Genomic DNA, 23220 nt, shown 5'->3' with positions numbered 1-23220 from the left:
GGAGCCAACCCCTGCACGATATATCAGTTTTAAGATAGGTTGAAGGTGATGGGAACGGTAGCAGCAGGTGGAGCATGTCCGAACCGGACGTACGGGAGCCCACGACGACTCGCGACGGCGTCGGCGGCGTCGCCGCCACCCTCGCGCGGTTCGATCGACCGCGCGGCCCCAAGACCACCTTCGCGGTCCTCGCCGACACACACCTGACGGAGCCGGGGAACAGCCAGCGACCGACCGTAGCGGAGGAGGGATCGGCAACGACCGCCCGGCAGCAACGCGAGCCGAGCCGGCGGCGACTTCAGCGTGCCCTCGCCGACGCGGAGCGCCTCGACGTCGACGCCGTGCTCGTTGCTGGCGACCTCACGAGGACCGGCGCGGGCGTCGAGCACGAACTCGCCGCCGACCTGCTCGGGGACGCGCCAGCGCCGGTGATCACGGTCCCGGGCGACCGCGACGTCGCCGCCGACGGCGAACCGCCCTATCCCGAAGACTGGACCGCGGCCGCAGGCCCGACGGCCTGTCCCTACGCGCGCCGCATCGACGGCGTCACCGTGCTCGGCGTCGACACCGCGACGGGCGACGACGCCGTGCCGACCGCGACGCACGGCGGTGCGATCACGCGCGCCGAGCGCTCCTGGATCGCGCGAACCGCTCGCGCCGATCCGGACCCGACGATCTGCCTGACCCACCACCCGATCGCGCCGCTCCCGGGCACCTTCGACGACGAACTCGACGACCGACGGCACAGGGTGCGTTCGCCAGCCAGGACCGCCGACGTGCTCGCCGACGCCGGCGTCGAGCTCGCGATCGGCGGCCACCTCCGCTGGCCGACCGCGACGCGCTACCGCGGATGCAACGTCGTCGGAGCGCCTTCCACGACCGCCTTCCCGCCGTCCTACCTCCTGATCGACGTCGAGCCCCGCGGCACGACCGTCTCGCTGGTCCCGCTGACCGACTGGGCCGGGCTCGAGTCGGCCTACGAGACCGCCTGTAGAGCGGGCAGCCGCGGCGACGCCGTCCGCAGCGCGGTCACCGACGGCTACTTCGGCGACCTCCCGGCCGTCGACGCCCAGCGCGATCCCTCCCCACAGCGGACTGCGTCGCCCACACCCCTCCGGCGACCATGAGTGCTCCGGACGACGCGCCGTCGAAGCAGTCCCCCAGCTCGATGGACGACGGGCAGATGGATCCGCGATCGAGGGTCGACGACCGCCTCAAGGCTGCACGCGGATGCCTCCGCGTCGAGCGCCGAATCCTGAGCGACGAACGCGCCGCCTTTCGGAGCTTCGGCGATCGGCTGCTCGCCCTCGACGCCCCCGTTCGAACGGCGACGATCGAGTCTCACTACCGCGAGACCGTGATGGCGGTTCCCCACTATCGATCGGAGTACGGCGACACGTTCGCCCAGAGCGTGGCGGCGGAGTTCGGCTCCACGATCGCGTTCGACTGCACGTGCGATCGGCGTCTCGAAGCGCCCGCCGTCGGCGCCATCCGGGACGCGACCCGGCGCTGCTGGCGCGCCCGCGACGAACTCGTGGATCGGATCGACGCCGAGAGACACGCCGTCGCCACTGCAGCGGACGCCCTCGAGAAACTGTGGGACAGCCTGGAGTCACTCGACGACAGCGCGGGCGAGGAGAACGGCGCGCGACTCCGCCTCGCCGTGCTCAGAGAGCGCTGTGACGCGCTCGCTCGGCGCAGACGGGCGACGCTGGGTGGCGACGGACGGGACAGTGACGAGGGACGGACGCCAGCCGAGAACCAGCCGGCAGACGGCGAGGCCGGGCCGCCGCCGGGCTGTGAGGAACGGATCGTCGACGGCGACCTCCGGTCGCTGTGCTATCGCGACCTCGACGCCGATCGGCCCGTGCTCGCGGCGATCGACGAGCTCCGGCGAGCGATCGAGCGACGACGCCGGACGACGATCGGTCGAGGGGCGGACGATCAGTGAGGTAACCTCGTCGTCTGGCAGCGAGCGAACGCTCCGCTGGCGTCGATCGAAAATCGACTGCTCGTCGCACTGGTCGGCACGCTCAGGGATCGAACGCGATCAGCTCGTCCGCCTCGCTGGCGAGGGCGACCGCGTCGGCGTCGAATGAGTTCGCGTACCGCACCACCAGCGACAGGACGGTCTCGGGCTGTTCGAGCGCGTAGCCGTCCTCGCCGCGCCCGAGCAGCCCTGCGCTCTCGAGAGCACCCGCGTGACGACTGACCGTCGAGCGGGAGACCCCGGCGGCGTCGGCGAGGCTCGTGCCGGACTGACCGGGCTCCCGGAGGAGTGCGATCACCATCGCCCGCGGCGTCTCCTTTCGTAATGCCGCGAGCGCGGTCCGCTCGACGTCGGAGAACGTGTCGGCGGGGTAGTAGCGCGCGTAGTCGCCGTCTTCCTCCCGGACGACGGCGCCGTCGGCGGCGAGCTGCCGGAGGTGGTGCTGGGTCTCGCCGGTGCCCAGCCGGAGGTCGTCGCGGACCTTCGAGAAGTGAGCGCCGGGAGTGGCCGAGAGGTAGCCGACGATCGCCTCGCGGGCGTCGCTGCCCGCCGCCGCACTGCTGCCGGAGGCCGCGAGACCCGTCGGGATCGCGGCACCCAGCGCTGCGAATCGTCGCAGCGTGGCCCGCTTGTCCTCGTCGACGCCCCGGTCTGTCATTGGTGAAAGTACGGCGGTTGGACGGTTACGTCCGTTGGTCGTGACCCGGTGCGCGCGGTAAAAAGGGTTGCGTCGGCGGATTGCGGTGGTATGGATCGGGGGAGTATCGGGAGCCCCGGAGAGATCGAATACCGCGGAACACGGACGGTCGCTCAGTTCGCGCGGAGAATGTCGCCGACGCGGCGGGGTTCCCCGCGCAGCTCCGGGCCCTTCTCGACCATCTGGAGGACCTCGTGGTCGGTGACCTCCCAGTAGTTCTTCTGGGTGGCCTCCTCGATGAGCTCCTTCTCGAGGCGGAACTCGGTGCCCTGGTAGACGACGTCCACGCCCTGCTCGTCGAACGCGAGTGACGTCATACCTGCAGTTCGTCCCGGGGTGGCAAAAGCGCCTCGGCAGCAACGAATACCGCCGGTCCGATCGCGCCCACTCGCCGCGACGGCCTACCGTTTTTGCCCGCCGCAGCCGATTACCCGGGTATGAGTATCACCGACCACGTCGATGGAATCGTCCACGAGCCGACGCAGCTCCACGAGAAGGGGACGGCGATCGACCTCACCGCAGCCGAGATCTACGAGATCACGGATCCGGGCCGCATCGACTTTGGAGGGGGCGAGCTCGAACCCGCCGAACTGGAGCCCCACGACCGCGTCTGGCGAAACGAATCCGACGACTACCAGTGGTGGCACCTCGACGCGGGACAGTACCTCGTCGAGTTCAACGAGACCGTTTCAGCGAGCGATCGACTCGTCCTCCAGCCCCGTGACGCGGTCCTCGAACGCGGCGCGAGCCACCCGACGCTCCACGTCGAGTCGATCGAGCGGATTCCACTGTCAGTCGGCGGCGCCGGCCTCCGATTGAAGGAGAACGCCCGGGTTTCGACGTTGCTGGCGCCCTGATCGGCCGCTCCGGTCGAGGGGCCCCGATTTCAGCCGAAAGCGGGTACCGACGCACGCCTTTATCTCCGCTCCTGCCGTAGGAACGGGTATGGAAGAGACAGTCTTCGAGAGCGAGGGCCGGATGGAACGCGCGGAGATCGCCGAGTACCTGCGGGCAATCGCCGAGTCGCTGGACCGCGGCGCGACGTTCACGCTCACGGAGGGCGAGGAGTCGGTAACCCTCGACGTGCCCGAGGAGCCGACCTTCGAGGTCAAAGTGGAACACGAGGGGCCGGAGGGCGCGATGACCGAGCGCTCCGTCGAGTTCGAGATCGAGTGGGACGAGGCCGAGGAAGCCACCGGCACCGAAGCCGGGGAGCTGACGATCGAGTAAGGCGGCCGGACTCGGGGGCGAAGGACCGGACCGGGGACGAAGCGGCCGGATCGAGGACGGAGCGACCGGACCGGGGACGGAGCGGTCCGCTCGGGAGCGAAGCCACCGACGCTCGAACCGCGACGTCCGCGCTACTCCCAGCCCGCGAGCACCCGCTCGTGCTGGTCGGGATCGTGGCCGTAGATCACCTCGGCGTCGTGGCGGCGCTCGAGGTCCTTCAGCGTCCGAATGCTGTCTTCCCACGCCTGTCGGTCCCGCAGGAGGGATGCGCCCAGCGGCCGCTCGTCCTCGTAGTTCGCGGAGAGCTCGGCGACGTCGCTACCGAAGAGCACCGAGCCGTGGTCGTCGAGGTGGACGAGCATCCCCAGGAGGCCGGGCGAGTGGCCGGGAAGCCGGACGAGTTCGACGTCCGCGAATGGCTCCACGCGGTCCCGGTGGAGGAGCTGCCACGCGAGGTCGTGGTCGAAGTCCTCGCGAACGTAGCCGCCACCGTCCCCACCGGGTGTGCAGGCACTGTAGTAGGCGAACTGCAGCTCCTCGGCGTGGACGTAGATCGGCGTCTCCGTGCCGGCGAACGCCTGGAGGCCACCGGCGTGGTCGACGTGAAGGTGTGAGCAGACCACGGCGTCGACGTCGGCGACGTCGTAGCCGGCGTCCGCGAGATCGTCCACCAGGTGGTGGTCCGCGGCGTCGGGCTGTTCGAACGCCTGGTAGGTAGCGGCGGGCCAGTGCCCCTCGCCCGCTGCCGGATGGGAGCCGGTATCCCAGAGGATCGTCGCGTCGGGATGGTCGATCACGAGGTTGTAGATCGGCGTCGCGATCCGCTCGGCGGTCGGTGCCGGTTCGGCGGCGGTCGCGACGGTCTCCGCCTCGAGGTGGAAGTTCACGTCGCTGCAGATCGTGCCGCGGTGGATGCCCTGGATCGTCGCGTCGACCATGCGCGTACTCGCCGCTCCAGGCGCAAATGCTTCGGCCCAAGTGTGTGACCAAGCCACACGGCGAGCGCAGCCGCTGGCGCCCACATAGCAACCGTTAACGGCCCCCCACGGCTTGCCGGAGGTATGAAGGTACTCGTCACCGACCCCATCGCGGAGGAAGGTATCGCAACGCTCCGCGACGCGGGCCACGAGGTCGAGACGGCCTACGACGTGGAGGGCGACGCGCTGCTCGAAGCCATCGCGGACGCCCACGCGCTGATCGTCCGCTCCGGCACCGACGTCAGCGAGGCGGTGTTCGACGCCGCCGAGGAGCTCGTCATCGTCGGGCGTGCCGGCATCGGCGTCGACAACATCGACATCGAAGCGGCGACCGACCACGGCGTCATCGTCGCGAACGCGCCGGACCCGAACGTCCGCGCGACCGCCGAGCACACCGTCGGCATGATCTTCGCCGCCGCGCGCTCGATTCCGCAGGCGCACAGCCGCCTGCAGGACGGCGAGTGGGCCAAGAGCGACTACCTCGGCACCGAGCTCAACGGCAAGACGCTCGGCGTCGTCGGGCTGGGCCGCGTCGGCCAGCAGGTCGCCAAGAAGTGCGACGCGCTCGGGATGGACGTGGTCGCGTTCGACCCCTACATCTCCGCCGAGCGCGCCGAGCAGATCGGCGCGGAGCTCTACGAGGACCTCGACGACGCGCTCGCGAAGGCGGACGTCGCGACCGTCCATACGCCGCTGACTCCCGACACCGAGGGGCTGCTCGGCGAGGAAGAGTTCGCACAGCTCGAGGACGGCTACGTCGTCAACTGCGCACGCGGCGGTATCCTCGACGAGGACGCGCTCGCCGATGCGGTGGCCGACGGCGTCATGCAGGGCGCCGCGCTGGACGTCTACGAGACGGAGCCGCTCCCGAAGGACTCCCCGATCCTCGACGTCGACGAGATCGTCACGACGCCCCACCTCGGCGCGAGCACCGCCGCCGCCCAGACCGGCGTCGCGACGCTCACCGCCGAGCAGGTGCTGGCTGCCTTCGAGGGCGAGCCAGTGCTGAACGCGCTCAACGCGCCTTCCGTCGACGAGAGCGCGTTCCCTCGCATCGAGCCGTACCTCGACGTCGCCGAGACCGCCGGCAAGATCGCCGCCCAGCTGTTCGACGGGCGAATCGAGTCCGTCGAGGTGCGCTACGAAGGCGAGATCGCCGAGGAGGACCTCGACCTCGTCACCGCCTCGGCCCTGAAGGGCGTCTTCGAGCCCCTCGAGTGGCAGGTCAACGCCGTCAACGCCCCGCAGGTCGCGGAGGATCGCGGCGTCGACGTCACCGAGTCGAAGTCCCACCAGACCGAGGACTTCCAGAGCGTCGTTCGCGTCACCGTCGCGAACAACGGCGAGGAGATCAGCGTCGACGGCACGCTCTTCGCCGGCGAGGACCCCCGCATCGTCCGCATCGACGGCTACCGCGTCGACGCGATTCCCTACGGCACGATGCTCGTCGCCCGGAACAAGGACGAACCCGGCACCATCGGCCTCATCGGCACCGTGCTGGGCAACGCAGGCGTCAACATCGCGGGGATGTTCAACGCCCGCGAGACCATCGGCGGCGAGGCGCTGACCGTCTACAACCTCGACGACCCCGTGCCCGACGAGGTCGAGGCCGAGCTGCTCGCCGACGACCGGATCACCGAGGTCCGCGAGATCACGCTCGACGGCCGGGAGTAAGCAGTCGTTCGGGCGCGTAGTCGTAACTGCCCGGGAACGACGTCGTTCATCCGACCGCGAACGTCGCCATCTATAATTATTCCAGCACTGAGCTGTTGCTAGCAACCATGGAGAGCGACGTCAGAGGAGCCCTCGTCGGGCTCCAGATCAGCATCTCGGCACAGCATTACTTGCACTCTCGAGCGATCCTGACGAGACAGCCACGATGGGAACGGTGGGAGCGGTCGTTCTCATCGCAGGAATCGTCCTGGCAGCGAAATATCTGTACTGATCCGTACTGACGGGTCGGATCGGTCGCTACACGCCGAGAGGCCCCGAGACGGTGCTGTCGGCCGGAATCGAGACTCGCAGTTCACTGTGCTCCGGGCAACGTTTATCCGCCTTCTTCGCCTACGCCCACGCGAGAACAGATCATGGGAGGGAAACGCACGGAGGCCTGTGGCCGCTGTAGCGTCACCACGGTTATCGACGCCAAGGAGGCCGTCGATGGCGAGGAGGGCCCTGGCAGCAGCGACGGTGGCGAGAGCGGTGCCGACGCTGCTGGCGCCGATACCGCCGCTACCGCCGGCCAGAACCCCTTCGACGGCGAGCGCATCGAGCTCTCCGAGCGCGAGCTGACCTCGGTCGTGCGGCACGAGGTTGCGATCGGGAAGCTCCGCGCAAAGCTCGACTCGTTCGCCAGCCGGCTCATCTACGGAGCCTAGTTGGCCACCGACACGGGACCAGCGAGCCAGAACGCATTTCACGCAGCCCCACTGACCCACGTTCCCACCAGATGGAAGAGCGCGTTTCCGGCTTCCGCGTGACCGGCGACTGGCCGGCGATCGTCGAGCATGGCGAGCGTATCACCCGCGCCCTCCGCGACCTCGACGTCAACGAGGACGGCCCGTTCGTCGACGCCTTCGACGAGTGGGAGGAGTGGCGCCCCAAGACCCACGAACGCATCGAGGAGGACGTCCCCGAGAAGACCGCCGAGCAGGCCAGCGTCGCCGAGGGCGAGGGCGAGAAGGCAGGGGAATCCCCCGAGGACGACGTTCGCAACGCTGGCGAGAAGCTCTCCGAGTCCTACGAGAAACTCGAGCACGACGGCGACGCGGCCGGCGCCCGCGAGAAGTGGGGCGAGTCCATCGAGTACGTCGCCCGCGCGGCCGACTCCGCGGGCCGCAAGGCCCTCCGGAAGGTCGAGGGGACCGTCTACCAGCGCGTGATGACCCAGCTCGCGCCCTACTACTTCGACAACGCGCTGATCAGCGCGAACCTCCAGCAGTCGGGTCGCGGCGACGAGCGGTTCGTGTTCGAAGTGAACGTCAACGACGACGAACTGAAGACCGAGGTCGGCGACCGCCTCCGCGAGTACGAGGACGCGGTCGATCGCTGGCACGTCGACACGGAGAAAGAGACCGAACACGTCGAGGCCGCCGAAGGCGTCGAGACGCCCGTCGAGGACGGCAACGGCCGCTCGAAGCATACGACGAACTGAGCGTTCCATTCCTGCCGAGTTCGGCGGCCCGACGCAGTGACCGCGCTCCTATAGCCCGAACGCCAGTGCCATCACGGTGTAGAGCCCGAACCCGAGTCCGATCGCGAGCACCAGCGACGCGATCCACGCCAGCACGGTGTAGCCCATCTTCGACTTCGAGACGCCCTCGCCGCCGGCGTAGCCCGCGCCGACGATCGAAGAGACGATGATCTCGTTGAACGAGACCGGGATACCGAAGAGGACGGCGGCCTGCGCGATCGCGAAGGAGGGGATCAGCGCCGCGATCGAGCGCCGGGGCCCCAGCGAGGAGTAGTCCTGCGAGATCGCCTTGATCATCCGCGGCGCGCCGGTCCAGGAGCCGACCAGGAGCCCGAGCCCGCCGCCCGCCAGCACCGCGAAGACGTTGACGTCGTAGGGGTCGAGTAGCGGGAGGAGCGGGCCGATCGCGAGCCCGACCTGACTGCCGCCGGCGGAGAAGGCGACGAGACCACCGAGCGCGAGCAGGAATCGTCGCTGGCCACGCGAGGGGTCGATCCCCATCTCGCGATAGAGCGCGACGGCGAACGTCACCGCGAACGCTACGGTCACGAGACCGTGGCCGACGGTGCCGGCGGCCGGGACGCCACCGCCAGCCTCGGCGGCCAGGGTGCCGCCAGCCGCCGCGGCGATCGAGGCGCCGCCGTCGCCGAGCAAGGCGACGTCGACGTTCGCGATGAGCGCGCCGACGACCCCCGCGAGCACGGGCAGGGCGACCCGCTCGGCGGTCGCCTCGCTACGGAGGAACCGTGCCGTCCCGAAGGCGATGCCGCCGCCGACGAAGGGGACGAGCACCCACAGCGCGCCGATCTCGGTGTACTTCGCCCACGCGGGGTCGCCGCCCATCGCGAGCCCGACGCCGACGACGGCGCCGGTGACGGTGAAGGCGGTCGCGATCGGATACCCCGCGAAGATTCCAATTGCGACGAGCGCGGCGGCGATCGTCAGCGCGAGCGCGGCCGCCTGGGCCGTGAGCGGATCGCCGACGATCAGCTCCCGGCCCACGGCCTCCGTGACGTTCGCACCCTGGACGACCGCGCCGGCAAAGCCCAGCAGGCCGACGACGAACCCCGCACGCATGATGGAAATCGCGTTGGCGCCGACGGCGGGCGCGAACGGCGTCGAGCCGGAGGAGCCCGCACCGATGGCCCACGCCATGAAGAGACTGGCGAGTCCTGCGACGAGGAAGGTCGCGATCGTCGCGGGGTCGACCATTCGTCCGACGGTTCTCGCGCGTGGTACAATAGGCTACCGGGCTCGGCGACGCAGTGGGGGTTCGGCCCGCACCACGCCAGGGATCGACGCCAGCTGCGCCCCGTTCGAGAGCGCAACGTAGTTGGCGACGGCGGGGGTGCCGTCGGTATGGATCGGAACCGTCGTGCGGGGGTCGTTCGCCTCGCTGGAGTTGCGGTAGGGGTCCTCGGCGGCGTGCTGGCGGTCGCCGGCACGCTGTCGCTGGTCCCGTGGCCGGTCGGGGCGCTCCTGGTCGGACTCGGCTGCGTGCCGATCGGACTGCTCGTCGTGACCGCGGGGCGGCGCCTGGACGGGCGCCGCGAGGCCGGCGACGCCCTCGTCGTTCGCGGCGGGTTCGGGCTCCACCTGATCGCGCTGCTCGTGACGCTCGCACTCGCTGGACGCTGGCTGCTCGGCGATGCCGGCGGCGTGCCCGTGGCTGCACTCGGCTGGGGCGGCGCGGCTGCCGGATACGCGGCGCTGGCCTACGGCTGGGATCGGGCAGTGCCGACGGACGTCGACGCGGTCTGAGCCGGCGATCGCCGGCCGGCCGGTCAGTTCTCGGCCTCGTCCTCGGCCAGCAGCTCGGCGTCGCCGTCCTCGATCTCGTGTTTCTGGAGCCGGGCCTCGAGGATGCGCGTGTTCTCTACGCGCTCGACGCGGATGTCGACGTTCTCGTAGCTGATCTCCTCGCCGGCCTCGACGAGCCGCCCGGCACGGTTGAAGATGAAGCCGGCGATGGTCTCGAACTCCTCGCCCTCGGGGATGTCGACGCCGAGGGCCTCGTTGACCTCCTCGATGTTGACCTCGCCCCGGACGACCACGGTGTCGTCGTCGATTCGCTCGATGGGCTGGTCCTCCTCGCCCTCGAGGATCTCGCCGACGATCTCCTCGACCATGTCCTCCATCGTGATCAGTCCCTCCGTGGTGCCGAACTCGTCGATGACGACGACCATGTGGACGCGCTCCTCGCGCATCTCGCTGAGGAGCTCGTCCGCGTTCTTGGACTCGGGGACGTGCAGCGTCGGGTTGATGAGGTCGCGGATGTCCACGTCGTTCTCGCCGAACTGGGTGTCCCGGACGAGATCCCGGATGTGCACGACGCCGATGACGTTGTCGAGGCTGCCCTCGTAGACGGGGATTCGGGCGTGGCCGCTCTGGACGCAGGTCGTCAGCGCCTCGTCGGCGCTGGCCTCGACGTCGACGGCGGTCATGTCCAGGCGCGGCGTCATGACCTCCTTCGCGATGGTGTTGTTGAACCGGAAGATGCGCTGGAGGAGCTGGTGTTCGTCCTCCTCGAGCACGCCGGCGCGCTCGCCGGTCTCGATCATGTCCTTGATCTCCGAGCGGGTGACGTACGTGCTCTCGATCGAGGATCGACCGCCGGTGACGCGGTTGAGGATCCGCGTGAGGTAGTCGACCAGCACGACCATCGGGAGCATGACGTACTCCGAGAACTTCAGCGGGCGAGAGACCTTGAGCGCCCACGACTCGGTGTTCTCGACCGCGTAGGATTTGGGTGCGCTCTCCCCGAACAGCAGGACGATCATGGTGATCCCGAAGGTGCTCACCAGCACCGCCGTCCCGGGGCTGTAGTAGATCCCGACGATGGCGGTCGCGATCGACGACATCGCGATGTTGACGACGTTGTTCCCGACGAGGATCGTCACGAGCAGCCGGTGTGGGTCGTCCTTGAGCGACTTCAGCGTCCCAGCTCCGGGAACGTCGTCCTCGGCGAGATTGTCGACGGCGTGGGCCGGGAGCGAGAACATCGCGATCTCCGAGGAGGAGAAGAAGGCCGACAGGCCCAGCAACAACAGGATCGCCAGCGCGCCGAGAATCGTGATCGTCGACGTGGAGGGGTCGACGAGCTGCAAGACGAACTCAGGAGTCGTCAGTACGGGCACCCAATGCATCGAGCCGATAGTTGCTCGGGTACTGAAGTAAGTCTGTTGACCTGGCACGAGGAAACGGGCAGTTCTGACCGGGAAATTCCCCCGATCCGTCGATCGGCGCGGTGGTGCCGATGGTGCCGCCCAGCCGAAGATCACTCCGAGCGCCCGATCCGCCCGAGATGGGTGTCCCGGAAGCTCCCCTCCTTCAGCCCGTAGCCGATCGAGCGGTCCATGCCGACGTGGAACAGCCAGACCAGCCCGCCGCTGATCGCCAGCGCCCCGCCGCTCCAGAGCCCGATCCCGATCAACGCCAGCGGCCAGGTGTAGACGTGCGCCAGGTTGTAGGTGAACGCACCGACCTCGTCGCCGAGCAGGTAGCCAGCCGACGACAGGTCCGGTGCGAACAGCAGGAGGACGAACAGCAGGAGCCCGCCCCCGTTCCAGTAGTAGCCGACGCCAGCGGCCGCGAGGACCGCCAGCGCCTCGAACCGCAGGTACAGCCTCGTGTCCATGCAGGCCGCTCGCGGGCCGCAGAGAAAAGCGTGTACCAAACGCATCCGCAGCGAACGGGAACTGATCCACCGCCGAAGCGCCGGGGCCACCGCCACCACCGCCGGACGCTCCGCGACGCAATCCACCGGGGTAACGCGAGATTCGACAGAGTATCCGGGTGGGAATGGAAGGGGCCGTTGACGGACTACGTCCGTCTGCTCGGGAGACCTTTGGTCTCCCGGTGACCGCTCGTCGATTCTAACGAAGGTGAGCCGAGCCTCGGCGAGGCGAACCTCGACAGACGAGCGCAGCGAGTCTGTCGGTGTAAGCACTGCAGCGAGGCCGAAGGCCGAGCGAAGCGCGCAGCGAGTTAGCTGCGACGAGCGGGAGGGGGCTTCCAAGCCGTTGCCGGTGCGGTCCGAGCTAGTCAACGAACAGCTACAGCTTCACCTATTCGCCGTCGAGCTGTTCGGCGATGGAAGCCAGCGAGTCGTCTGGCGAACTCGAGGGCGCGTCGTACACGGTCGACGCCCCGGGCGCTCGCAGCCCGTAGGCGAACCCGGGCTCGATCACGTCGAGGTGGACGGTCCGACCCAGCGACAGCCCGGTGTCGTCCATCCACTCCCGCAGCCGGTTCTCGCCGTCGGCGGGCGAGCGGACGAGGTCGGGCGCGTCGAAGACGCCGGTCGTGCGGACGCTTCCCGAGTACGTCTCGAACCGACAGCGTCGGGTCGAGCCGTCGAGCACGATCCGCAGCATCTCGTCGGTCGGCACTGTGCCGTCAGTGCCAGTGTCGACGTCCGCCGGTAGCTCGATCGCCGGGCGGTCGATCGCGCCGTGGCCGACGAGGCTCGCGTCGATCGTCTGGAGGGCGTCGGAGCGCACGCGGTTCATGCACGACGCTGGGCGCTCTGCGCGCAAAACGGTGGCGAAGCGGGGGCTGGCGAGCCCGCCGTCGCCGGCCGTGGCCGACGCGGACCGACTCGCACGACCGTCACGGCTAAGCGAGCGGAGCAGCAAGCACCGCCAGTGTCGCACTTCGCGTACCCGTGTCCGGACTGCCGGTCCACCACCGACCTGCACGATCCGGACTGCGACTTCGGCGGCCGTTCCCGCTCGGAGATCGAGCGGGCCTACACCGACGTGCTGGCGATTCTCTCGACGGGACCGCTGCCGGCGACGGAGCTCCGGCGAAGCGTGCCCGGCGAGTGGTCGCCGCTGCACGACGGCGCGCTCGCCAGACTCCGCCGCGAGCACCGGGTGCGCGAGGACGGGGACGCCCTCGAGATGCTGACGCCGGAGGAGCGCACGGAGGCGATCAGCACGCCGACCCACGAGCCGCTGCGGACTGTCTACGAGCAGGGGACGGTGCCCGGCTGCCACGACAACGGCGTCTTCGCGATGATCGCCTACTACGAGATGGTCGGGCTCTCCTGGGAGGAGACGAGAGAGCGCGTCGTCGAGTGGCTCGAGGAGAGCGGCGCCTGGGCCCGCGGCGGGTTCGAGGAGTCCTCGCCCGAGAAGCTCGTCGAGGACAAGCGCCACGTCTACGACCAGGGCTACGGCTGGAAGGAGAAGGCGACCGCCGCCAAGCGAGTCATCGAGCGGCGGGCGTGACCGAAGCTCGGGAGCTTCGACGGACGGACGCTGGCGGGGGCTGAACGGCCCCAGGGCGAACGTTCTCCAGCCGGTGCGCCGCCGAACGCCCCGAGCAACGAGCCCGCAGGCCGCCAGCGTCGCCGAGCCGCCCGATAACAGAGCAACATGGCTAAGTGACGGCGCGTCGGAGCACGCGCCAATGGGGCCGGATCTGGAGGGCGAGGCGACGGACGCCGCCGGGGCCGCCAGCGAGGCGGCCGACGAACGCGACGACGCACCCGAGATCGCCGCGACGATCGGCGCGGCGTCGCCCGGCGAGGTCGTCACCTCGATCGTCCTCCCGGCGTACGACGAGGTCGGGAACCTCCGGCCGCTGGTCGAGGAGATCGTCGAGGTCGTCGCGAGCGACGCGATGGCGGCCTACCGACCGGTCGAGGTCCTGATCGTCGACGACGGCAGCACCGACGGCACCGCGGAGGTCATTCGCGAGCTCACCGAGGAGTACGACGCCGTCGCGGGCGTCTTCCTCCGGCGGAACTTCGGCCAGAGCGCGGCGCTCTGTGCCGGCTTCGACACTGCCGCCGGCGAGTACGTCGTGCCGCTCGACGCCGACGGCCAGAACAACCCCGCGGACATCCCGATGCTGCTCGACCGGCTCGGCGACGGGTACGACTGCGTCTCCGGCTGGCGCAAGGACCGGGACGACCCGATCACGAAGACGATCCCCTCGGGGATCCAGACCTACCTCGCTCGATTCACCGGCCCGGACATCCACGACTTCGGCTGCACGCTCAAGGCCTACCGCCGCGAGGCCGTCGACGAGCTGAATCTGCGGGGCGAAGGGCACCGCTACATCCCCGCGAAGCTCTACGATCGCGGCTACAAGATCACGGAGGAGCCCGTCGACCACCGACCGCGAACCCACGGCTCGACGAAGTACGGCGCCGGCCGGCTGGTTCGCGGGTTCGTCGATCTCGCGTTCAACATCTTCTGGAACAAGTACTCGATGCGCCCGATGCACATCATGGGCGGCATCGGACTGCTCCTGCTCGCGGTCGGCGGCCTGATCGGCAGCCACGCGGTGTTCATGAAGTACGTCCTCGGCGACGCACTGTTGCCCCACCTTCCGCGACTGGTACTTGCGGTCGCGCTGATCCTCTTTGGCTTCCAGATGCTGATGTTCGGCGTCCTCGCGGAGATGCTGACGAAGATCCACTACAAGGGCGAGGTGCCCTACCGGATCGAGTCCGTCGAGCGCGGCGACGACGAGTCCTCGGCGTGATCGAGGGCACGATGGAGGTCGGGCCGCTGGCGTCCTTCTCGCCACGCGCGAACCACGACCGTATATTAGGCTGCCTGGGATAGGCAGATCCAACGTGTCCACGCCCCAGGACTGCGACGCGGAGCCGACCCGAACGTCGAGCGACCGCTTCGCCGCGCTCTCCCGTCGCCTTCCGGCGGGCCTCACGGCGGGCCACCTCCTCTTCGCCGCGATCGTCGGTATCTGGGCCGCGCTCTACCTCTACGGCCTCGGCGACCTCTCGCTTCGCGTCTGGGACGAGTCCCGCTACGCGACGCCCGCCCGGATCATGGCCGACGGCGGCAGCTGGCTCGATCCGAAGATACGCGTGCCGACCCACGAGGACGCCCTCGGCGAGCAGCTCCGGCTGAACAAACCGCCGCTTGGCTACTGGCTCCAGGCGACTGCGATGACGATCTTCGGCGTCTCGGAGTTCGCGGCGCGGCTCCCGACCGCGCTCGCGACCCTGGGGTGTGCCGCCCTCGTCTACCACGTCGCGACGGTGACCTACCGCGGTGGAGTCGATCATGACGACGACGGCGAGCGGAGCGGGATCGACCGCCGGGCTGGATTCGCCGGCGCGCTCGCCTTCCTCGCGTTCCCGGGAATGTTGCTGGGGAGCCACGGCGGCGCGGCGGCGGTCGTCGACACCCCGCTCGCCCTGTTCGGCTCGCTGTTCGTCTGGCTCACCTGGCGGGGCAGGAAGGATCCACGGCTCCTCCTGCCCGCCGGAATCGCGGCCGGCCTCGCGGTCATGGTCAAGGGGCTCGCCGCGGGCGTGTTCGTGATCGTCCTGCTGCCGGTCGGCGCGATCTACCTCCGCAGATATCTCAACCGCTGGACCGTCGCCGCCGTCGCGAGCACGACGCTCATCGCGCTCCCCTGGCACCTCTACGCCTACCTCGAACACGGCGACCTGTTCGTCGAAGAGTACTTCCTCACGAGCGTCGGCCAGCGCGTCGCCGGGCAGGCGACGGAGCCGCCCGCCGAGCCACTGCTGCCATTCCTGAACTACCCATGGATCAAGTTCGCCGCCGGAACGCTCGTGCCGCCCTACCAGTACGCGATTCCGTTCTTCGGCACCGGCGTCGTCCTCGCGTTTGCGTTCGCCTGGTGGCGCCTGCGCGCGGACGGGCTCCGGCTGCGCTCCAGCGGATCGGAAGCCAACGCTGCTGGCGGCTGGAGGGGATATCTCCCCACCGGCCCCCGCAGCGATCCGACCCTCCTGCTGCTCGTCTGGTGGACGCTCGCCGTTCCGGCCACGTTCGTCTTCGGCGGCGGCAACCACGCCTGGTACCTCCTGCCGATGTACGTCCCCGGCGCCGTGTTGCTTGGCCACCTCGTCGCCGGGATCGCGGACGGCAGCTTCGGCGATCGACTGGACGACGCGATCGCGGGGACGCGTCTCGACAGTGCTGGGGAACGCCGGGGCCGCATCGCCGGAGCACTCGCCGGGTTCCGTGCCCGACTCCCCTCGACGCGGGCGGTCAAAGCTGGCGCCGCGGAGCGCTGGGGCGGAGCCGCCGGCGCGGCGGTCTACCCGGCGACCTGCGTCCTGCTCGTCGTCCTGTTGCTCGCGAGCTACGGCGCGCCGCTCCACGAGTCCTACAACGACGAGCAACGCGCGATCGGAACGACCATCGCCGAGGAGGTGCCCGAGGGCGAGACCGTCCACGTCTGGCTCGGCGAGGACGGCGACACGCAGTCGATCATGAGCGTGGACTTCTACGCCGACCGGGCGCTCGAACGGACGACGCCCGACGAGCTCGAGGGCGATCCAGCGATCCGCTACGCGATCGTTCCCTACGGACAGGCCGAGACGATCGATCGGTCCCACCGCGTCGTGATCGAAGGGCCCGCGAACGGGATCACGGTGATCGCGTTCGAGGGATCGTAGGAGACGGAGCAGCCAGTCGGGACTGCGCCGACGGAGCGTCCGCTCCGAGAGCGTCGCTACCCTTCGACGGCGTCGTCGACGACGTCGGCAATCTGGAGCGCGCCGTTCTCGTGGCCGACGGGCGCGTCGAGCGTCCCGAGGTGGCCGAGCACGTCCTCGATCGTCTCGGCGACGCCGAACCCGCGCTCGTCGGCGATCGCCCTGGCGACGCCGCGTTGCTCGGAGGTTTCGGGCAGGACCACGCAAGGCGTCCCCGCCACGGCGGCCTCCATCACCGTCGAGTAGCCGCTACAGACGACGAGGTCGGCCGCGCGGACGTAGGGCTGGAGCGAGGGCTGGAGCTCCCAGTCCTCGCCGCCGACCAGCGTCGTTCGTCGGTCGCGCTCGGCGAGGGCGGCGGCGAGCTCCCGTTCGTCGACGGAGAAGGCGCTGGGGACGACGAGCACGTCGACGTCGGGGAGCTCCGACTCGGGCGTGTCGTCGACGGGGGCCATCGGCCCGACCTCCATCGCGCCCTCGATCACGGGGTCGCCCGACCAGACCTTTGGGAAGCAGAAGCTCGCCGCGCTCACCGCGGGGAGTCCGTTGCGGAGCCTGGCGCTGGCCCGTTCGGGGAGGGTCTCGTAGAACCCGACGGGATCGTGAGAGACGTAGACGAATCGCTCGCGGGCGAGCGTGGCGGCGACCGCGCCGCCGAAGTCGTCGGTGACGAACGCGACGGGGTCGAGCTCGCGAAGCCAGGCGACGTAGGCACGCACCCGCGCGCCGAAGTCCGACATGCCGCCGGCGACGGCGCGGAGCGATCCCTCCGATGCCCCGTTTCCCTGGTAGCGATCGATGAAATCCACCGTCGGGAGCGGATGCTCGGTGTAGCCGTTCGCCTCGACGAACGGCTCGCCGGGGCCGCCGCCGGCGATCTCGAACGCGTAACCGGCGTCGGCGAGCGCCTCGGCGACGGCGAGCATCCGCGTCGCGTGACCCGCCCCTTCGCAGTAGTGCCCGACCGCGATCGTTCCGCTGCTGGCCGCGCTCGCACCGCCGCGCTCTCGATCCCCGACGGTCGTCACAGTTGGAAGATCGTAGTCGCGTCTCCGGCATAAGTATGCGCACATCCGACCGTCAGTTCGGCAGGGGCCGCCGGCGACGCACCACAACGAATTTCTTCCGGCAGCGGGAACGGAAGATTATGCTCCCGCTCGCTGGCGTTCCACTCGGCCCCGAGATCCTGATTCTCGTGCTCCTCGGACTGTTCGCCCTTCCGTTCGTCCTCGCGATCTGGGTGTATCAGGACGCCACGGAGCGTGGCAACGACAGCGCCGCGATCTGGGCCGTCCTGGTCGGTGGACTGGGCTTTCTCACCTTCTTCGGCGGCATCCTCGCGTTCGTGATCTATCTCCTGGATCGCGAGTGACTGGGGGTTCGGGGCGACGCCTCCGCGCCGTCGACCCGTCGGTGACCGGGGCGTCGAGCGCCGCGGCGCTCGGCCGCGAGCGGGGATACGGAACCTTGATATGCGTTCTGTCTGATTGGTTTCCCTATAGCCAGCATGACAGAGAGCCAGCCGTGGCCACCGCGCGGGCCGGGGGGATCCCGCGGTCGCGAGCTGCTCGCCGGGATGGCTGTGAGCGCACCAGAGCCGACCGGCGTCGCCGGAACGGAGGCGGATCGATAGCATGCGCATCGGCTTCTTCACGGACAGCTACTTCCCCGAGATCGACGGGGTGACCTACACCATCCAGCTCTGGCGCGAGCGTCTCGAAGCGGCCGGGCACGAGGTGTACGTGGTCTATCCCGACGGCGACTACGAGCCCGACGGGCGCGAGATTCCCGTCTGCTCGCTCCCCAACCCGTTCTACGCGGGCTACCGGCTCCCGACGTTCCGCCGGCCCTCGACGCTTCCCGATCTCGACGTCGTCCACTGCCACGGGCCGGCGTCGGTCGGAATGCTCGGGCGCTACTACGCCCGGAAACACGACCTGCCGGCGATCTACACCCACCACACGCCCGTCGAGGAGTACTTCCACCAGAGCGTGAAGTCCAAGCGGCTCGGCGACGCCCTCGGCAAGCTCTACGTGCCCTACGAGAACGCCTTCCTCGGCACCTTCGACGTCGTGACCGCCTCGACGAGCCGGATCGACCGCGACGTCGACCACGTCGAACTCCCGGTCGGCATCGACATGGAGTTCTTCCAGCCAGACGGCGAGGACTGGTACCCCGACGAGACGGTGATCGGCTACAGCGGCCGCATCTCCAACGAGAAGAACGTCGGCGAGATCCTCGAGCTCGCCGAGATGCTCGCGGACTACCGGTTCGTCATCGTCGGCGAGGGGCCCTACCGCGAAAAGCTCGAGAAGAAGGCGCCGCCCAACGTGGAGTTCCGTGACTTCCTCCCCCGCGAGGACCTCCCCGCTTTCCTCACCTCGATCGACGCCTTCGTCACCGCCTCGACCGCCGACACGCTCGGCCTCTCGACGCTGGAAGCCAACGCCTGTGGCACGCCCGTCGTCGCCGCCGACGTCCCGCCGTTCACGGACACGATCGGCCGCGAGAACGGCCACCGCTTCCCCTACGGCGACGTCCCCGCGATGGCCGGCGCCGTCGAGGACTGCCTCGCCAGTGAGTGGGACACCCGCACCGCCGTCGAGCGCTTCTCGGTCACCCGGACGATGGCCCAGCTCCAGTCGATCTACCGCGAGGCCGCTGGGCTGGAGACGCCGAACACGGCCGCCGCGACGGAGACGCCAGCGTCCTCCTCCGTCGCCGAAGCGGGCACGGACTGAGGACCGTTTCTCGACCCCGGTTTTCCACGACTCAGCAGCGACACCGTCCACTGGAACATCGACTCCACCGCACCACCGCGGGCGGGACTGGAAGGGGCCGACCGCTCGATCCGTCCCCGGCGAAGTAAGCACTGCAGCGAAGGAGCATTGCGACTGAGCGAAGCGCGCAACGAGCCGCGGGCGGTCGAGCGGGAGGGGGCTTCCAAGTGGTTCGCAGTGCGACCAGTTGTAGTCGAAGCGCTTGCAACCCGAATCACCAAACCACACCATCGCAACCGGATCGGTACGACTTTTCCCCGCCCACCCCGTACCCGACCTCGTGCAGGTCGTCGACTACGTCCGGACGGGCCACGACGGCGGGCCAGCGCTGCTGCTCGCCGAGGAGAGCGGCGAGATCGAGCGGCTCGCGCTCGAACCGGGCGTCGACCTCGCCTACAGCCTCGGGGAGCGCCGCTGTGCGGGGACGCTCGCCGACGGCACCCACGAGGCCTGCGAGGCGACCGCAGCGCCCTACTGCGACGTCCACACCCACACCTGGGTCTGTGCGCGCTGTACCGGCGACTGCCTGAAACCGGAGATGGACTGCCACGGCGAGCACGCGATCTACCTCGCCGGCTTCGCGCCGGACGTCCACAAGATCGGCGTCACGTATCTCGACCGGCTCCCGACGCGGCTACAGGAGCAGGGCGCCGACCGCGCGGCGCACGTCCGCACCGTCGCGAACGGGCGGATCGCTCGCGAACTGGAGTCCGAGATCGCCGAGCGGATCCCCGATCGCGTCCGGGTGCCGACGAAGATCGCGGGGCTCCACGCCGAGTTCGACGAGGGGGCCTTCGCCGAGACGCTCGAATCCGATCTTCCACCGGACTTCGAGGTCCACGACCAGTTTTCGTTCGACTACGGGTTCGAGGTCGAGGACGCGCCCGTTCCCGAGACGACCGCGACGGGGACCGTCCGCGGCGTGAAGGGCCGGATCCTCGTCCTCGAAGAGCACGGGACGAACTACGCCGTGGACATGCGGGACCTGCTGGGCTACGAGCTCGAAGCCGGTGCGAGCGATCGGGGCAAGCAGGCCAGTTTCGGCGCCTTCTCCTGAGACTGGTCGCTCGACGCAGCGTCACATCGAGACCGCCCAGCAGTCACTCGTCGAGTCCGGCGTCGGTGCCCACCGGACGCCGCCAGTCACGGTAGCCGGAACCGGCCAGCGGTGCTTCGGCTGGCGGCGCCAGCGCCGTGACGGCGCCACTCCCGGCCTCGACCGGCAGTTCGTGTGCGACCGGATCGTAGCGCGGCGTCCGGGGATCCAGCCGCCGCAGCCGCTCGCGGTACTCGATCGTCACAGTGGCTGCCTGGGCCGCAGTCTCCCGATCCGGGAAGCGATAGCCGTCGATCGGCACCGGCGACTCGCCGGTCCGCGCACAGGCGACGACGAACTCGCCGTCGACCGTCGAGAGCTCGCGGATGCGCTCGCGCAGCTCCGCGAGCGTCGCCGGCGAATCGGACGGGTCGCCGGCGTCGTTCATCGCCGCTACACCTCCCCACGGACGATCGACGCGACCGTCTCGCGGTCGAACAGCCGTTCCTCGGCGGGAATCTCGGGGTAGTGCTCGCCGTCCTCGTAGGCGGGCCACTCGCCGAAACGCTCCGGGTAGAGCTGCTTGGCGCCCATCTCGATCTGGAACAGGTTCATGATCGGGCCGTGGTAGCGCATCCCGGCGGGGTAGACACGATCGTTCTCCACCGCGGTCAGCCGGCTGCCCGCGTCGTGGGCTTCGAGTTTCGACCGCGTCTCCGCCATGCTGTAGTTGGGCGTCAGGCCCCAGAGGTGGAGGAACACGTCGGGGTCGGCCTCGAGCATCGTCTCGTAGCCGACGGTGCCCCAGAGCCCGTCCCAGTCGGCGTCCGCGAAGGCGTCGTTCGCGCCGAGCGGCCGGGTGTCCGCGAGCCAGTAGCCCGGTTCGTTCAGATGGTAGGTGTAGAACGAGCTGCCGTCCGCGGCGAGCGTCGCGCGGACCGCCGTCGGCCGCTCCTCGGGCGGCGGGAGCTCCGCCTGGATCGACGTGACGAGATTCGAGTGCACTTCGGCGAGCGCCTCGTAGCGCTCGCGCTCGTCGAAGACGTCCGCGACGTGGCCGAACAGCTCCCAGAGCGTGTAGTACTCGTAGTCGCTCCCCCAGTCGCCGGGCGGCGTGGCCCGGGTCCCGCTGTAGAAGTTCCCGAACCACGGCGCCACGGTCCCGGCGATCTCCACGGTGTCCGAGCGATCCCAGTTGTTCTGGCTGGCCGCCCACGCGGGATCCGTGAGGTGGACGTCGCTGTCCAGCGAGTACAGCTGCTCCTTGCCGAACCCGTCGCTGAGCGGATCGACCAGTCCGTCCCACTCGAAGGCGACGCCGTCGAGGTGCTCGTAGTAGTGGTTCATCGTCGTCCCCGACATCTCGGGGACGTAGACGGCGTTGATCGCGTCGCCGTGGCCCAGCGCAACGGCCATGTCGGCGTACTGGGTGAAGACGGTGAACACGTCCTCGGGGACCTGGTCGAAGCTCACCTCGCCCACCGGCGAGACCGAGGCCGTGTAGGAGCCGTCACCGGCGTCACCGTCGCCGCTCGGCGTGTAGCCCGCACAGCCCGCGAGGAGGCCAGTCCCGAGGAGCGCGCCGGCCCCCGCTACGTACTCGCGTCGCGTCGATCCGTCGGCCGTCGGCTCGTCCGTTGCCATGTGTTTTAGGCCCGCCTAAACAAATATAGGCCTATCGGTTTTTTGGCTGGCCTAAATTCCGGGTCGTCCAGTCCGAACGAAGCGCAGAAGGTGGTCAGAACGGCGCGCCACAGCCCGGGCAGACTGGCGGTCCCTGTGGCGGTCTGGCGATCCCGCAGTCCGGGCAGGCGTCGTCGGGTGCAGTCATCGCCTCGACGGCGTCGTCGGTGGTCGCTTCGATGCCCTCGACCGTGCCGATCGTCGCTGGCAGGTCGACGTCGGTTCGATCGTGCGGAGATGCGGCGCTCCTGGCGAACTCGATCCGATCGACGGCGAACGGTTCGTCCGGTCGTTCGACGGCGGACGGCTCCCCGGGTTCGTCGAATTCTCGGCAGATCGTCTCCGGGACGTCGACGGCCGCGGAACGAGCGAGGATCCCGAGCGTCTCGCAGAGTCGGCCGAGTACGAACGCACCGTCCTCTCCATCTTGCGATTCTACTGCCACGCGCTCGGCCAGCTCGTCGCTGACCGGAACGACGGCATCGGGCCGCTCGCTGGCGATCGCAGCCAGTGCGGTAGAGCAGTGATAGCGCACGAGCTCGTCCTCGTCGTCGACGTGCTCGGCGATCGTCTCGGCGTGGTGGGCGAGCCGCGCCGGATCGCCCAGTGCGACGTGTTCGAGCGCCTTCGCGAGCTTCGTCTTCACGGCCGGCTCGTCGAAGGCGAGGCCGACCGTCAGGTCGGCGAGCGTGTCCGGGCTCGCGACCACGTCCGGGGAGGCGAGCGCGACGTAGCCCAGCGCCTCGGCGGCCCGTGCGCGAACGAAGTAGAACTCCTCGTCGTCGGCGAGCCGCTCGCCCAGCGCGGGAACGGTCGGCTCGACCGCCTCGGGCAGCGGTCTGGCGACGGCGACGAACAGCTTCGCCGTCGTCAGGCGCACCGCCCGCTCCTCGTCGGTCAGGAACGTGACGAGCGCCGCGAGTAGCTCCTCGACCTCGTCCCGGGCGCGCTCGAGGCGATCGGGATCCGCCTCGATGCGATCGCGGAGCGACCGGATCGTCGCCTTCCGGTCGTCTGCCGGCGCAGACTCGAGTTCGGCGATCGCGTCCTCGATCGATCGCTCGGCCGCCTCCGGTTCGTCGAGATCAAGCAGTCGAGTCGCGGTGGGTGCGGTCGGGGCGTCGTCCATCGGTGCGGTTCGTCTTGCTCTCACACGGCCGCCGTCAAAAATGCCCCGTGCCC

Annotated in this window: 25 protein-coding genes; 14 read left to right on the top strand and 11 right to left on the bottom strand. The window is 69.4% G+C overall.

Translation table 11 applies throughout. The annotated features are described in order from the left end of the window. Positions 1-74 precede the first annotated feature (74 nt). Together ACZ5KP_RS09540 and ACZ5KP_RS09535 are read left to right on the top strand one after the other, a co-directional pair. Positions 75-1127, top strand: a complete 1053-nt coding sequence (locus tag ACZ5KP_RS09540; protein ID WP_460922045.1) for a metallophosphoesterase family protein — start codon at positions 75-77, stop codon at positions 1125-1127. Continuing rightward, positions 1124-1951, top strand: a complete 828-nt coding sequence (locus ACZ5KP_RS09535; RefSeq protein WP_460922047.1) for a DUF7260 family protein — start codon at positions 1124-1126, stop codon at positions 1949-1951. The genes ACZ5KP_RS09540 and ACZ5KP_RS09535 overlap by 4 nt, the downstream gene beginning before the upstream one ends. 82 nt (positions 1952-2033) lie before the next feature. On the opposite strand, the gene ACZ5KP_RS09530 is transcribed toward ACZ5KP_RS09535, so the two are convergent. Both ACZ5KP_RS09530 and ACZ5KP_RS09525 read right to left on the bottom strand, forming a co-directional pair. Next, entirely contained in the window at positions 2034-2648 is a 615-nt protein-coding gene (locus tag ACZ5KP_RS09530; protein WP_460922049.1) for a winged helix-turn-helix transcriptional regulator, read from the bottom strand. Positions 2649-2800: 152 nt separating this feature from the next. Further along, positions 2801-3004, bottom strand: coding sequence for a DUF5800 family protein (locus ACZ5KP_RS09525; RefSeq protein WP_460922051.1), 204 nt, complete (start codon positions 3002-3004; stop codon positions 2801-2803). A 120-nt stretch (positions 3005-3124) separates the two neighbouring features. Between ACZ5KP_RS09525 and ACZ5KP_RS09520 the strand changes: the two genes are divergently transcribed. Beyond that, a complete protein-coding gene (locus ACZ5KP_RS09520) occupies positions 3125-3544 on the top strand; it encodes a dCTP deaminase/dUTPase family protein (RefSeq protein ID WP_460922053.1) in 420 nt (139 codons plus the stop codon). Between the two features lie 88 nt (positions 3545-3632). Then, positions 3633-3917 (top strand): amphi-Trp domain-containing protein, encoded by a 285-nt coding sequence (locus tag ACZ5KP_RS09515; protein ID WP_460922055.1) that lies wholly within the window; start codon positions 3633-3635, stop codon positions 3915-3917. 131 nt (positions 3918-4048) lie between these two features. Here the strand turns inward: ACZ5KP_RS09515 and ACZ5KP_RS09510 are convergent, their stop codons facing one another. After that, entirely contained in the window at positions 4049-4855 is an 807-nt protein-coding gene (locus ACZ5KP_RS09510) for an N-acyl homoserine lactonase family protein (protein WP_460922057.1), read from the bottom strand. Positions 4856-4978: 123 nt separating this feature from the next. On the opposite strand from ACZ5KP_RS09510, the gene serA reads away from it, so the two are divergent. The 3 genes from serA (at position 4979) to ACZ5KP_RS09495 (ending at position 8048) form a co-directional block, all read left to right on the top strand. Next, a complete protein-coding gene (gene serA, locus ACZ5KP_RS09505) occupies positions 4979-6568 on the top strand; it encodes a phosphoglycerate dehydrogenase (RefSeq protein ID WP_460922059.1) in 1590 nt (529 codons plus the stop codon). Positions 6569-6981: 413 nt separating this feature from the next. Further along, the gene (locus tag ACZ5KP_RS09500; RefSeq protein WP_460922061.1) at positions 6982-7272 is read left to right on the top strand and encodes a hypothetical protein; all 291 of its coding nucleotides are present in this window, start codon (positions 6982-6984) and stop codon (positions 7270-7272) included. A gap of 71 nt (positions 7273-7343) precedes the next feature. Then, positions 7344-8048 carry a DUF5828 family protein gene (locus ACZ5KP_RS09495; RefSeq protein ID WP_460922063.1) on the top strand — a complete coding sequence of 235 codons (705 nt, stop codon included), beginning with the start codon at positions 7344-7346 and terminating at the stop codon, positions 8046-8048. Between the two features lie 48 nt (positions 8049-8096). On the opposite strand, the gene ACZ5KP_RS09490 is transcribed toward ACZ5KP_RS09495, so the two are convergent. Beyond that, on the bottom strand, positions 8097-9299 hold the full coding sequence (locus ACZ5KP_RS09490) for an inorganic phosphate transporter (protein ID WP_460922065.1): 1203 nt from the start codon (positions 9297-9299) through the stop codon (positions 8097-8099). Positions 9300-9446: 147 nt separating this feature from the next. On the opposite strand from ACZ5KP_RS09490, the gene ACZ5KP_RS09485 reads away from it, so the two are divergent. Continuing rightward, positions 9447-9848: a hypothetical protein gene (locus ACZ5KP_RS09485; RefSeq protein WP_460922067.1), complete on the top strand. Its 402-nt coding sequence runs from the start codon at positions 9447-9449 to the stop codon at positions 9846-9848. 23 nt (positions 9849-9871) lie between these two features. On the opposite strand, the gene ACZ5KP_RS09480 is transcribed toward ACZ5KP_RS09485, so the two are convergent. The 3 genes from ACZ5KP_RS09480 to ACZ5KP_RS09470 form a co-directional block, all read right to left on the bottom strand. After that, the gene (locus tag ACZ5KP_RS09480; protein ID WP_460922069.1) at positions 9872-11233 is read right to left on the bottom strand and encodes a hemolysin family protein; all 1362 of its coding nucleotides are present in this window, start codon (positions 11231-11233) and stop codon (positions 9872-9874) included. Between the two features lie 131 nt (positions 11234-11364). Next, the gene (locus tag ACZ5KP_RS09475) at positions 11365-11724 is read right to left on the bottom strand and encodes a DUF4260 family protein (RefSeq protein WP_460922071.1); all 360 of its coding nucleotides are present in this window, start codon (positions 11722-11724) and stop codon (positions 11365-11367) included. A gap of 430 nt (positions 11725-12154) precedes the next feature. Continuing rightward, the gene (locus tag ACZ5KP_RS09470) at positions 12155-12598 is read right to left on the bottom strand and encodes a DUF7112 family protein (protein ID WP_460922073.1); all 444 of its coding nucleotides are present in this window, start codon (positions 12596-12598) and stop codon (positions 12155-12157) included. Between the two features lie 135 nt (positions 12599-12733). On the opposite strand from ACZ5KP_RS09470, the gene ACZ5KP_RS09465 reads away from it, so the two are divergent. From ACZ5KP_RS09465 to ACZ5KP_RS09455, 3 genes are all read left to right on the top strand, one after another. Then, positions 12734-13321, top strand: coding sequence for a DUF7474 family protein (locus tag ACZ5KP_RS09465; RefSeq protein ID WP_460922075.1), 588 nt, complete (start codon positions 12734-12736; stop codon positions 13319-13321). Positions 13322-13502: 181 nt separating this feature from the next. Then, positions 13503-14585, top strand: coding sequence for a glycosyltransferase family 2 protein (locus ACZ5KP_RS09460; RefSeq protein WP_460922077.1), 1083 nt, complete (start codon positions 13503-13505; stop codon positions 14583-14585). Positions 14586-14679: 94 nt separating this feature from the next. Further along, positions 14680-16500, top strand: a complete 1821-nt coding sequence (locus tag ACZ5KP_RS09455) for an ArnT family glycosyltransferase (RefSeq protein ID WP_460922079.1) — start codon at positions 14680-14682, stop codon at positions 16498-16500. Between the two features lie 56 nt (positions 16501-16556). On the opposite strand, the gene ACZ5KP_RS09450 is transcribed toward ACZ5KP_RS09455, so the two are convergent. After that, positions 16557-17567, bottom strand: coding sequence for a glycosyltransferase (locus tag ACZ5KP_RS09450; RefSeq protein ID WP_460922081.1), 1011 nt, complete (start codon positions 17565-17567; stop codon positions 16557-16559). A 119-nt stretch (positions 17568-17686) separates the two neighbouring features. Between ACZ5KP_RS09450 and ACZ5KP_RS09445 the strand changes: the two genes are divergently transcribed. The 3 genes from ACZ5KP_RS09445 (at position 17687) to ACZ5KP_RS09435 (ending at position 20376) form a co-directional block, all read left to right on the top strand. Further along, positions 17687-17911, top strand: coding sequence for a hypothetical protein (locus ACZ5KP_RS09445; RefSeq protein ID WP_460922083.1), 225 nt, complete (start codon positions 17687-17689; stop codon positions 17909-17911). Positions 17912-18173: 262 nt separating this feature from the next. Continuing rightward, positions 18174-19280 (top strand): glycosyltransferase, encoded by a 1107-nt coding sequence (locus ACZ5KP_RS09440; protein WP_460922085.1) that lies wholly within the window; start codon positions 18174-18176, stop codon positions 19278-19280. 319 nt (positions 19281-19599) lie between these two features. Further along, on the top strand, positions 19600-20376 hold the full coding sequence (locus tag ACZ5KP_RS09435; protein WP_460922087.1) for a DUF2797 domain-containing protein: 777 nt from the start codon (positions 19600-19602) through the stop codon (positions 20374-20376). A 43-nt stretch (positions 20377-20419) separates the two neighbouring features. On the opposite strand, the gene ACZ5KP_RS09430 is transcribed toward ACZ5KP_RS09435, so the two are convergent. The 3 genes from ACZ5KP_RS09430 to ACZ5KP_RS09420 form a co-directional block, all read right to left on the bottom strand. Then, the gene (locus ACZ5KP_RS09430) at positions 20420-20803 is read right to left on the bottom strand and encodes a DUF7552 domain-containing protein (RefSeq protein WP_460922089.1); all 384 of its coding nucleotides are present in this window, start codon (positions 20801-20803) and stop codon (positions 20420-20422) included. Between the two features lie 5 nt (positions 20804-20808). Further along, a complete protein-coding gene (locus tag ACZ5KP_RS09425; protein ID WP_460922091.1) occupies positions 20809-21999 on the bottom strand; it encodes an ABC transporter substrate-binding protein in 1191 nt (396 codons plus the stop codon). A 94-nt stretch (positions 22000-22093) separates the two neighbouring features. Then, on the bottom strand, positions 22094-23167 hold the full coding sequence (locus ACZ5KP_RS09420; RefSeq protein ID WP_460922093.1) for a HEAT repeat domain-containing protein: 1074 nt from the start codon (positions 23165-23167) through the stop codon (positions 22094-22096). Positions 23168-23220: the final 53 nt, after the last annotated feature.

The organism is Salinarchaeum chitinilyticum, from assembly GCF_055390775.1.
This window is presented reverse-complemented; position numbering and strand designations above follow the sequence as displayed.

What these genes read in the sequence shown, in the direction of transcription:
- ACZ5KP_RS09540 (WP_460922045.1), top strand. Translation starts at nt 75, where the DNA reads ATGTCCGAACCGGACGTACGGGAGCCCACGACGACTCGCGACGGCGTC.
- ACZ5KP_RS09535 (WP_460922047.1), top strand. Translation starts at nt 1,124, where the DNA reads ATGAGTGCTCCGGACGACGCGCCGTCGAAGCAGTCCCCCAGCTCGATG.
- ACZ5KP_RS09530 (WP_460922049.1), bottom strand. Translation starts at nt 2,648, where the DNA reads ATGACAGACCGGGGCGTCGACGAGGACAAGCGGGCCACGCTGCGACGA.
- ACZ5KP_RS09525 (WP_460922051.1), bottom strand. Translation starts at nt 3,004, where the DNA reads ATGACGTCACTCGCGTTCGACGAGCAGGGCGTGGACGTCGTCTACCAG.
- ACZ5KP_RS09520 (WP_460922053.1), top strand. Translation starts at nt 3,125, where the DNA reads ATGAGTATCACCGACCACGTCGATGGAATCGTCCACGAGCCGACGCAG.
- ACZ5KP_RS09515 (WP_460922055.1), top strand. Translation starts at nt 3,633, where the DNA reads ATGGAAGAGACAGTCTTCGAGAGCGAGGGCCGGATGGAACGCGCGGAG.
- ACZ5KP_RS09510 (WP_460922057.1), bottom strand. Translation starts at nt 4,855, where the DNA reads ATGGTCGACGCGACGATCCAGGGCATCCACCGCGGCACGATCTGCAGC.
- serA (WP_460922059.1), top strand. Translation starts at nt 4,979, where the DNA reads ATGAAGGTACTCGTCACCGACCCCATCGCGGAGGAAGGTATCGCAACG.
- ACZ5KP_RS09500 (WP_460922061.1), top strand. Translation starts at nt 6,982, where the DNA reads ATGGGAGGGAAACGCACGGAGGCCTGTGGCCGCTGTAGCGTCACCACG.
- ACZ5KP_RS09495 (WP_460922063.1), top strand. Translation starts at nt 7,344, where the DNA reads ATGGAAGAGCGCGTTTCCGGCTTCCGCGTGACCGGCGACTGGCCGGCG.
- ACZ5KP_RS09490 (WP_460922065.1), bottom strand. Translation starts at nt 9,299, where the DNA reads ATGGTCGACCCCGCGACGATCGCGACCTTCCTCGTCGCAGGACTCGCC.
- ACZ5KP_RS09485 (WP_460922067.1), top strand. Translation starts at nt 9,447, where the DNA reads ATGGATCGGAACCGTCGTGCGGGGGTCGTTCGCCTCGCTGGAGTTGCG.
- ACZ5KP_RS09480 (WP_460922069.1), bottom strand. Translation starts at nt 11,233, where the DNA reads ATGCATTGGGTGCCCGTACTGACGACTCCTGAGTTCGTCTTGCAGCTC.
- ACZ5KP_RS09475 (WP_460922071.1), bottom strand. Translation starts at nt 11,724, where the DNA reads ATGGACACGAGGCTGTACCTGCGGTTCGAGGCGCTGGCGGTCCTCGCG.
- ACZ5KP_RS09470 (WP_460922073.1), bottom strand. Translation starts at nt 12,598, where the DNA reads ATGAACCGCGTGCGCTCCGACGCCCTCCAGACGATCGACGCGAGCCTC.
- ACZ5KP_RS09460 (WP_460922077.1), top strand. Translation starts at nt 13,503, where the DNA reads ATGGGGCCGGATCTGGAGGGCGAGGCGACGGACGCCGCCGGGGCCGCC.
- ACZ5KP_RS09445 (WP_460922083.1), top strand. Translation starts at nt 17,687, where the DNA reads ATGCTCCCGCTCGCTGGCGTTCCACTCGGCCCCGAGATCCTGATTCTC.
- ACZ5KP_RS09440 (WP_460922085.1), top strand. Translation starts at nt 18,174, where the DNA reads ATGCGCATCGGCTTCTTCACGGACAGCTACTTCCCCGAGATCGACGGG.
- ACZ5KP_RS09430 (WP_460922089.1), bottom strand. Translation starts at nt 20,803, where the DNA reads ATGAACGACGCCGGCGACCCGTCCGATTCGCCGGCGACGCTCGCGGAG.
- ACZ5KP_RS09425 (WP_460922091.1), bottom strand. Translation starts at nt 21,999, where the DNA reads ATGGCAACGGACGAGCCGACGGCCGACGGATCGACGCGACGCGAGTAC.
- ACZ5KP_RS09420 (WP_460922093.1), bottom strand. Translation starts at nt 23,167, where the DNA reads ATGGACGACGCCCCGACCGCACCCACCGCGACTCGACTGCTTGATCTC.